The sequence below is a fragment of the Knoellia sinensis KCTC 19936 genome, assembly GCF_000768705.1.
In the GTDB taxonomy this organism is placed as follows: domain Bacteria; phylum Actinomycetota; class Actinomycetes; order Actinomycetales; family Dermatophilaceae; genus Knoellia; species Knoellia sinensis.
In genome coordinates this window covers 1-1,537 of sequence record NZ_AVPJ01000045.1, presented here as the reverse complement: position 1 = coordinate 1,537, position 1,537 = coordinate 1, and the positions used below count along the sequence as shown (strand labels likewise).

At 70.0% G+C, this 1,537-nt stretch carries 2 protein-coding genes; both read right to left on the bottom strand.

Translation table 11 applies throughout. The features are described from left to right. Nucleotides 1-751, bottom strand: a 751-nt coding sequence (locus N802_RS19100; RefSeq protein WP_156971536.1) for a hypothetical protein, incomplete at its 3' end; no start/stop codon positions are given. A 148-nt stretch (nucleotides 752-899) separates the two neighbouring features. After that, a partial coding sequence (locus tag N802_RS19095; protein WP_156971535.1) for a class F sortase occupies nucleotides 900-1,537 on the bottom strand: 638 nt, incomplete at its 5' end.

The following is a 1,537-nucleotide window of genomic DNA, read 5'->3' as shown; positions in this document are numbered from 1 at the left end:
GCGACGTGGTCGGGGCCGGCGTGGTCGGCGCCGGCGTCGTCGGTGCCGGCTTGGCCGTGGCGTCGACCTGGTCGATCGTGAGGTCCTGGTCGTCGTCCGGAATGCACGAGAGTCCTGCGAACGTCATGTCCTCGGGGTTCTCGTCGTCCGTGGCGATGAAGAACTCGAAGTCACCGGCTGTGTAGGTGAAGGTGCCTGCGGCGTTGACCCGGAAGGACTGTGCCACGCCGTCCTCGGCCGTCAGGGTGAGGGCATCCGACTCGGGGACGCTCACGGTGTCGAAGAAGAACTCGGTCTCGCGCTCGAGCCCGGTCTCCTCGATGCCAGCGAACAGCATTGCGCCGGCGAAGCCCTCGGTGATCCCGAGCTTGCGCAGCTCCGCGCCGACCTCCGGGGCGAACTCGAAGCTGCCGGCGACGGGCTCGAGTTCGACGGTCGCACCGGGGGCGGCGGTGGCGCCGTCCTCGATCGCCGAGTCGAACGCGGCGCTGGCCTTCAGCCCGTGCACCTCGACCAGCCCGGGGATCTCCTCCGCGAGACCCTGGGTCGAGAACTCGCCGCCCTTCGCCGAGTCCAGGAGCTTGCGCTCCGTCGCATCGAGGCTCTCGACGTCGAAGCCCTGGGGGAAGCCGAACAGCGTGCAGGTGTAGGTGAGCTCGCCGCTCGCAGCATGGGCTGGGGCCGTGGCGGCGAACGCGAGGCCCGAGAGAACTGCGGCTGCGCCGGCGCGGCGAAGGATCATGGCAGGCATGGATCAACTTTCGAGAAAGTGGGGTTGGCGCGCCAAACCTAGATCCCCAAGGCTCTGGGCGAGTCACCTTCGGCCGAATCGTGACCTTGACGGCCACGATGACCCATCTCGGCCGATCACGGATCGCAGGGATGCGCGGCGTCGTCGCTCAGGCGAGCGTGGCCCAGACGACCCAGTTGCCTTCGTAATGGCCGCCCTTGACCGGAGTCGTGGGGTCGCAGGTGATGAGCCGCAGCAGTGGTTCGGGGTTGCCGGAGTCCCAGATGGAGTCGTCCTTGGGCACCGCCGTCTTGGAGAGCGCCTTGGACTTCGTGGCCTTGAACGCCACGGACTCGCCCGAGGTGTAGGCGACGGTGATGCGGTCGCCGGGCCGGACCTTGGTCAGGTGACCGAAGGTGTCGAGTTCGACCTTGGGGGAGCGGCGGTTGATGTGGCCGGCGAGGATCGAGGCGCCCGGCCAGCCCGGCTTGGCCCAGCCCTGCTCGGCGTACCAGCCGACGACGCCGAACGGCGGGGCCAGCACGCCCTCGTCGTCGAGCGTGTCGGGAACGATCTTGGCGTCGACCAGCGTCTTGCCGGACGAACTCACGACCACGACCCGCTCGGGCTTGCCCTGGGGTTTGGTCGTGGACGCGCCGAAGGTCGGCGCGGTCGCATGCGTGGGTGGTGCCGCGGGGGTGCCCGTCGGCAGCGGTGGGGCGCTCGGCGGCGTGGACGTCCCCGAGCTTGGGGTCGTCGTGGCGCTCGCGCCCGGCGCGGCCGAGGCCCGGCCCTCGGGTGACTCGG